7 protein-coding genes and 1 other RNA gene are annotated in these 7568 nt (G+C 48.5%); 3 read left to right on the top strand and 5 right to left on the bottom strand.

The window, feature by feature from the left end; all coding sequences use genetic code 11:
* The 5 genes from rnpB to KDD36_14115 form a co-directional block, all read right to left on the bottom strand.
* An RNA gene (gene rnpB / locus KDD36_14135) (RNase P RNA component class A) lies at window positions 1-340 on the bottom strand; the annotation flags it as partial.
* 291 nt (window positions 341-631) lie between these two features.
* A complete protein-coding gene (locus KDD36_14130; GenBank protein ID MCB0397788.1) occupies window positions 632-1153 on the bottom strand; it encodes a Smr/MutS family protein in 522 nt (173 codons plus the stop codon).
* A 28-nt stretch (window positions 1154-1181) separates the two neighbouring features.
* Window positions 1182-2144 (bottom strand): DUF2279 domain-containing protein, encoded by a 963-nt coding sequence (locus tag KDD36_14125; protein ID MCB0397787.1) that lies wholly within the window; start codon window positions 2142-2144, stop codon window positions 1182-1184.
* An 11-nt stretch (window positions 2145-2155) separates the two neighbouring features.
* Entirely contained in the window at window positions 2156-3568 is a 1413-nt protein-coding gene (locus tag KDD36_14120; GenBank protein MCB0397786.1) for a phosphoglucomutase/phosphomannomutase family protein, read from the bottom strand.
* Between the two features lie 88 nt (window positions 3569-3656).
* Window positions 3657-3851 (bottom strand): hypothetical protein, encoded by a 195-nt coding sequence (locus KDD36_14115; protein ID MCB0397785.1) that lies wholly within the window; start codon window positions 3849-3851, stop codon window positions 3657-3659.
* 119 nt (window positions 3852-3970) lie between these two features.
* Between KDD36_14115 and KDD36_14110 the strand changes: the two genes are divergently transcribed.
* The 3 genes from KDD36_14110 to KDD36_14100 all read left to right on the top strand — a co-directional run.
* Window positions 3971-5887, top strand: a complete 1917-nt coding sequence (locus KDD36_14110; GenBank protein MCB0397784.1) for a hypothetical protein — start codon at window positions 3971-3973, stop codon at window positions 5885-5887.
* 17 nt (window positions 5888-5904) lie between these two features.
* Window positions 5905-7383: an ABC transporter permease gene (locus tag KDD36_14105; GenBank protein MCB0397783.1), complete on the top strand. Its 1479-nt coding sequence runs from the start codon at window positions 5905-5907 to the stop codon at window positions 7381-7383.
* The coding region (locus KDD36_14100; GenBank protein MCB0397782.1) for a hypothetical protein at window positions 7370-7568 on the top strand (199 nt) is incomplete at its 3' end. The genes KDD36_14105 and KDD36_14100, both read left to right, overlap by 14 nt.

Below are 7568 nucleotides of genomic sequence, written 5' to 3'. Positions count from 1 at the left end.
AGCCTACCCTTCGGGTCGGGCGGGCAGCCCTTCCGGTCCCGCCGAAACGAAACCATCCCCGAACTATTTGGCCTTGCAACCCACAAGGTTTACCTCAAGGATGCATTGCTACATCCAGGCGTGGGCTCTTACCCCACGTTTTCACCCTTGCCCTCCGTAACCTTGTCAAAGGAGGTCTTGCCTCCCCTAACCCGGCCACCAAGTCGGCGGTATACTTTCTGTGGCACTGTCTGTCCACCATTACTGGCAGCCCCCGTTTTCACGGGGTGTGGCGCCCTGCGTTGCCCGGACTTTCCTCCCGTAGGTCATGAGACCTTCGCGCGACGGAACAACCTGCAATACAAAGGTAGGGAATATTATACGGAACGTGAGGAGATGGATGATGGACATTAGAAAATAGACAATAGAAAATGGAAACGCTATGAAGATGTCACCCCTCTGGGGCTTCCAAAGGCGATTCATTCTTCATTCTATTAAGATGACACCCCTCCGGGGCTATCATACAGCTGATGATGATCATTGTTATAGGGATTTCACCCATTCAGGATTTCCAATGCATCTTCATTCTATTAAGATGTCCCCCCTTCGGGGCTATCAAAGGCGATTCATTCTTCATTCTTGATTCTTAATTCTATTTATATCTAATCATCACCTCCGTTGCACCTCTGCCGTATTTCCGGTAAGATGCATCGTGATAAGACACATGAGGCATTTCATCAAGGATTGCATGTATGTTACTCCTTAACACACCTTCACCCACGCCATGGATTACCACGATCTTATTCCAACGGTTGTCCATAGCCTCTCTCAGAAATTCTCTGAAACGCTCCAATTGAAGTTCTAGCATTTCTCCGGGTTGCAAGCCACGGGTGCTGTCTACCAACTCTTCCAGATGCAGGTCGATCTCATAGGTAGTGCGCTCACGACGTGTGGGTACTCTTTTTGGCTCTGGTTCGGATTTTACTCCGTGTGGAATAGATGCCGTCTCGTTCAGCAAATCTTCAACGATATCTTCGCGAACTTTAATGAGGTCGCCCACGGACATCGGTAGTTCAAGGCCTTCCTCCACCTGCACACGAACCATCCCCGGACCGATGATATAGGTCACGACACCTTCGCCTGTCTCGTTCAGGAATGTGACACGGTCACCCACTTTGAATGGATTATGCGGATACATCCCATTAAAAATAAACAGGATGAAAACGCCAACCATCCAGACGGTTGAGTTCAAGCGCCGGAGCCGGGAATTTGATAAAACCGAAAGTATTGAACAGAAATCCAAGAGCCTTGCTTCTGGTCTCTATCCTGGTTAGATCGACATCCAGGGAAAAGTAAAACTGACGATATCTTTCCGGGGTTACATACACCCCTTGCCCCTGGGTGATGGGATGATTTTCCGAACCACCGGTCATACCATCCGCGCCGTAACCCAGGGCCACATTCAGCCACCCCGGCCACCAGGTCACACGGTCCTTACCCAGGAATGACCGGGGAGAAACCGACAACCAGTAGGTTTGTCCATTATAATCTTTCAGCAACTCTTCATTCAGTCCATGTCCAAGCAAGTCCGGACGATATTCAGCATACATAGAACGATGGAATGAGAACTTCGGAGTGATCCTTTGCTCTTGCCAGCATGCATGTTGCGCCATGACCAGTCCCGCACCGGTGCCATTGGCCACGAGATCTCCCCATGATGCGCCCCATTCTGAGGAGAATCCATCCAGAATCTCGATGGTCGTGAGAAACATAAAGCCCAGTGATCCACCAAGCCAAAGCTGTTTGCGAGGGCCCGCCCCGGTCCATTGCATGGCTTTGATCCCCAGTCGGCCAACATAGTAACCGGTAGTCATATGCCCCATCTTATCCATCTGCAACCACTCTTTGTTGTCATTAAAGAAGTGAAATGACGAACGGGGGTAATCCGCATACCAAAGTTGATTAAGACCAATCATGGTCACACCATAAACAGCGCCTTCAGCAATCAGCAAGCCACGAAGTCGCTTCTTATTGAGGCTATCGGAAGGTGTCCAGAAGCTACTACCATTCTGGGCGCGCAATGAAGGGATGCTGATCAGGAAGATAACCAGGCAAAGGAACACACGAACCGCCCGGGGCGGTGCATATGTTCTGAGGGAAAGCATCGCGGCCAGGGTTATTCTGCTGGGATCAGGCTCTCATGGGCTGCCTTAAGGATAGCCAATGCCTTCTCACTGGATGAAGATTCCGCGTAGGTTCTGAGGACGGGTTCTGTTCCTGAAGGACGGATCATGAGCCACTCATCATCACTCACAAAAAACTTGAATCCGTCAAGGTCCTCCATGCGCTGAACCGCGTAGCTATCAAAACTGCTGATCTTACCTTCCTTGCATTGTGCAATCACATCTTCCTTGACCTTTTCTGTCAGATGAAGATCAATACGTTCATACGCAAAGGCACCCACGATATCATACAACTCATTGATCAGTTGCTCGAGCGTTTTGCCGGTCTTCACCATGTATTCCAGCAAGGTCAGTCCGATCCAAATGCCATCACGTTCCGGAATATGGCCTTTGATGGCGATACCGCCGGACTCTTCTCCTCCAAGCAGTACATCATCCTTCAGCATCACATCGCAGATGTATTTAAAACCGATCTTCACCACATCATGTTCAAGGCCGAAGTGTTTGCAGAGTTTATTGATCCTTACGGATGTGGAAAATGCCGTACACACCTTTCCTTTCAACCCTTTCACTTCATACAGGTATCTTATAAGGAGAAGGATCACATGATGTGAATCCACAAATCGCCCGGATGCATCGTACACTCCGATACGATCGGCGTCGCCATCCGTAGCAAAACCGAATGCGAACTTTCCTGAGCGTGCAATATGTTCGGAGAACGGCTTAAGGTTCTTATGAATGGGCTCTGGTGCAGTGCCATAAAATGACGGGTTCTTTTCGCAATGCATCAGATCTGCATTGGGCAAGAGACGCCTCACAGCATCCTGACCCGCACCGTACATGGCATCATACGCAATGGTCAGTCCGGATTTATGTATCGCGTCCAGGTCGAATGAAGCTGCCACATGATCACAATACATGGTTTCCATATCCAGCGTTTCCACCACCCCTTTCTGCCTCATGGCATCGAGATCAATTTCTCCAAGATTCAGACCGTGTTCTGCGGGAATCATTTGTTCAACCTGCTCTACATCTTTTGGGAGCAGCGGACCACCAAATGCGCCTTTAAGTTTGTATCCGTTGTATTCGGGAGGATTGTGACTTGCTGTGATAATTACACCCAGTCCGGCTCCTTTCCTGGTCACAGCCAGGGAAACCATCGGCGTGGTTACCTCCTTGTCGGAGATATACACCTTGATGCCTTTGTGCGCCAGCACTGCTGCCACTGTGGAAGCAAACATCTTACCACCAAAACGACAATCATAACCCACTACCACTTCCTGTGAAAGATTGCTTTTCTTCAGCCATTCTGCGGTGGCTACAGCAACCCTCGCTACATTGTCTACCGTAAATTCTCTGGCGATAATGGCCCGCCAGCCATCGGTCCCGAACTTGATCCTGGTCATCTTTTTAATGAATTAGACGCTAAAAATAATAAAAGTAGCCGGTCTTTTGGCCGGGATATTTTCACCACTCAAACAATACATTGTATCATCAAGCCTTCACCAGCCGGTTAGAATCTGACAAGCGGTACCCGTTGGATCGGATCACCTTCATCAATTGGTCGCGTGCAGTGTCAATATAAAAGGCATCCATGTTCGACACCGTACCCTCTTTGATCATATCCAGGGACTTCACCGCTTTGGCGCATGCCTGTATCACGTGCTTATCTGTTCGTTGGTATGTCATTGGTCAGGGTGTTTATACGCCTTTATTACCTTGGGCATGGCAATTCCTTAAATGCTATATTTGTATTCAAAGGTAGGGTTCCAATGCCGCATGTTAATGTATTGAATTGATTCTCAAAAATGAAGAAGCTCCGAAATTTCCACATACATTTAATGGCTCTGACCGGCATCACAATGGCCGTAGGTTGCGGTGACAACGGGGCTTCAACCAATACTGAGGAGAAAAAAAGATCCGGTGAAGTTTTTCAGGCAAGTGCAGGCCGCACCTACCTCAAAATGGAGGATGCGGATACTTTCATGTCGGATTGGTCTACCAAAAACATTGTGGTTTGTCACTCGATCGGGGATCCTGACAACCTTCACCCGACCAATGGAAACACCAGTCCACGCACTGCGATTCACAACTTCATTCACCGTTACCTGATCGCTTCCGACCCCAAGAACCTTTCGGTTATGCCGGATCTTGTCACCTCACTTCCGGAGATATCACATGACGACCTGCATTTCACCTACACCCTCAGGGATGACGTTACTTTTGACGATGGCAGTCCATTGACCGTAGACGACGTCATATTTTCATTGAAAGCAGCCAAATGTCCGCTTACGAACAACCCGCAGGCAAAGCCATACCTCCAGACCATGATGGATATCATCAAGGAAAAAGATCCGCGAAAATTTACCATCGTCATGTCGAGGCGCTATCTGCATAACATTGTATTGTTAACGGACTTTGTGATTATTCAGGAAAGCTTCTATGATAAAAACAAAATTCTAGCACTGTATCCATTCAAAGAGATCAGTGATTCCTTGTTCCGCCCCGAAGACCATCCTGATCTGGTGGCATGGGCCAATGGCTTCAATGATTCAAAATTCGGCATGGACCCTGCTTATATCAAAGGACTGGGGCCTTACGAGGTGGTAAGCTGGGAACAAGGTCAGGCCATTACCCTGGTGCGCAAGAAAGATCACTGGACACAGCGTCTTGATAACCCAACCTATTACGACCGGTCGTATCCGGAAAAAATCATATTCAAGTTGAACCGGGACGCCAATTCTCAAATACTGGATTTCAAGTCTCAGGTGATGGATGCTTCGTTCTATACCAGTTCGCGTACCATACTCGAACTTCAAAAGGATGATAATTTCAACAGAAACTATCACAGTTGCATTACCACCAACTACAATTACAGCTACATGGCTTTGAATATGAGGCCGGATGGCGTGAAGCACAAAAAACTGTTTACGGACGAAAAGGTAAGAAATGCGATGGCCCTGCTCACACCGGTGGAAGACATACGCATGGTGATCGGTAAAGGAAAAGCCGTACGGCAGATCGGACCTGTATCCCCGCTCAAACCCGATTACAACAGTGACCTCACACCTATCCCCCTGGATGTGGAGAAAGCAAAAAAATTGCTGGATGAGACCGGGTGGAAAGACACCGACGGAGATAACATACGTGATAAAGTCATTGACGGAGAAAAGATTCAGTTCATGGCAGATCTTCATTATATGAATTCCCAGGTGGAATGGAAAGACATGGCAACCATGATCAAAGAATCATGTTACAAAGCGGGTATTCAGATTAACCTCGTACCGTTGGAATTGTCCGTACACTACAACAGTGCCATGGCACACGACTTTGACCTCATGTTGGGTTCGTGGTCCACCTCCTACATGCCGGATGATTTCTCGCAACTATGGCATACGGAATCATGGGGCAGCCAGGGAAGTAATTTCACCGGCTTCGGCAGCCCTGAAACGGATGCATTGATCGATTCCATCCGCTACTGTGTTCATGATTCACTCAGAATACCGATGGTGCACAGATTCCAGGAAATACTTTACAGAGAACAACCCTACATCTTTATGACATCGGGTACCAACCGGAATATCGTTCACAAGCGTTTTGGTAATGTAGATATCCTGTTTGACCGGACCGGTGCCTGGTTGCCCAACCTGCAATTACTTTATGGAAAAGTTCCGATGCAGTCCGGTGCCGGACCTGTATCCAAAGAAAGCAGTACGGTGAACTAGCAACCCCGAACACACTCATGGGCAAATACCTGCTCAAAAGAATTCTTGTATTTTTCCCTACCCTGGTGGTGATCACCCTGCTCGGATTTATTCTGAGTATCAATATGCCGGGAGACCCTGTGGACCGTCTAATGACCACAGCACAAAGCACCGGGGATCTTGTACAGGCATCGGGCAATATGGAAGCGCAAAAACGCGAATGGCGGAAAAAACTGGGGTTGGACCTACCGGTATTTTACTTTAGCCTCCACAACCTTGCCACACCCGACACCATCCACCGCATCTATGATCCCTCACATCGCCAGGCCCTGGAACGCCTGATCCATCAATATGGTAACTGGCCGCAGATCGTAGAATTCCATGAAGCACTGAAGGCATTTGTAGCCATGCATAGCCGGGTCTCCCTGAATCCCGGCGATACCATGACAGAAGAAGTCAATCAACTGCGCTTCGAGTCCCTTTCCCTTTTGTCTACTTACGATACGGATGTACTCGAAACGCGTATCAACAACATGGCAACAAGATATCAAGGCCATCCTGCGCTCCATGCGTTGTCTTCGCAGATTAATGTGATTCAGGAACGCTTTCGTGAGATGAAAGAGAAGGCCACACCCTGGAAGCTTTATGTCCCTACCCTTTCTTTTCACCTCCACAATCAATACCACCGCTGGATCTTCGGGGATGGGAACTGGATCACCGGGAAAGATGCAAAGTTCAGCAAAGGATTGATCCGTGGTGATTTCGGGCTGTCCTTTGCAACCAAACAACCCATTTCTGCCGCCATTGGCAGTAAGATATGGTGGTCTTTGCTGTTTACCGTGCTGTCGGTAATCCTTGCCTATGTGGTAAGCATACCCATTGGTATCCGGGCTGCATCAAAGCCACATTCACGGTTCGACAGGATCACAACTGTAATCCTCTTCGTACTATACTCTATGCCTTCGTTCTGGTTTGCAACGTTACTCCTGATGACATTCGCCAACCCTGACGTTCTTCCCATCTTCCCGGCTTCCGGGGTAAAACCTGCCACAGGCTTTCCCGAAGGTGCCGGTTTCTTTCAACAACTCCGGATCACCCTCCCCTATCTGGTATTGCCCCTGACCTGCTATACATACAGCTCCTTTGCCTTTCTCTCACGAACAATGCGCGTGGCAATGATCGAGGCGATTGACATGGACTACATTCGGACCGCAAGAGCAAAGGGATTAACAAAGAGGAAAGTCATTTACAAACATGCATTTCGTAACGCACTGCTCCCCATCATTACCATTTTCACCAACATCTTCCCCTATGCCATTGGTGGGTCTATTATCCTGGAAACCATCTTTACCCTACCAGGCATGGGACTTGAAATGTACATGGCCATCGGGAATAAGGATCACCCCACCATTATTGCCATATTGACACTTTCCGGTGCCCTGACCCTTATTGGCTTCCTACTCGCGGATATCCTCTATGCAATCGCTGACCCACGCATAAGCTATGGAAAAAGATAAGAATACCTATAGCGAAGTGGCACCCGGTATCAGCCCGAAAGGATATACCTGGCGAACCTTTAGAAGGAACCGTCCTGCATATTACTCACTGTACATCCTGGGTGTCCTTGCCCTGGTGGCACTCCTGGCTCCCTTGCTGGCAACCGACATGCCCTGGTATATCCAATACCGGAGTCAAAACTTGT

Source organism: Flavobacteriales bacterium, from assembly GCA_020435415.1.
Classification (GTDB): domain Bacteria; phylum Bacteroidota; class Bacteroidia; order JACJYZ01; family JACJYZ01; genus JACJYZ01.
This window is presented reverse-complemented; position numbering and strand designations above follow the sequence as displayed.

What these genes read in the sequence shown, in the direction of transcription:
- KDD36_14105 (MCB0397783.1), top strand. Translation starts at nt 5,905, where the DNA reads ATGGGCAAATACCTGCTCAAAAGAATTCTTGTATTTTTCCCTACCCTG.
- KDD36_14115 (MCB0397785.1), bottom strand. Translation starts at nt 3,851, where the DNA reads ATGACATACCAACGAACAGATAAGCACGTGATACAGGCATGCGCCAAA.
- KDD36_14125 (MCB0397787.1), bottom strand. Translation starts at nt 2,144, where the DNA reads ATGCTTTCCCTCAGAACATATGCACCGCCCCGGGCGGTTCGTGTGTTC.
- KDD36_14120 (MCB0397786.1), bottom strand. Translation starts at nt 3,568, where the DNA reads ATGACCAGGATCAAGTTCGGGACCGATGGCTGGCGGGCCATTATCGCC.
- KDD36_14110 (MCB0397784.1), top strand. Translation starts at nt 3,971, where the DNA reads ATGAAGAAGCTCCGAAATTTCCACATACATTTAATGGCTCTGACCGGC.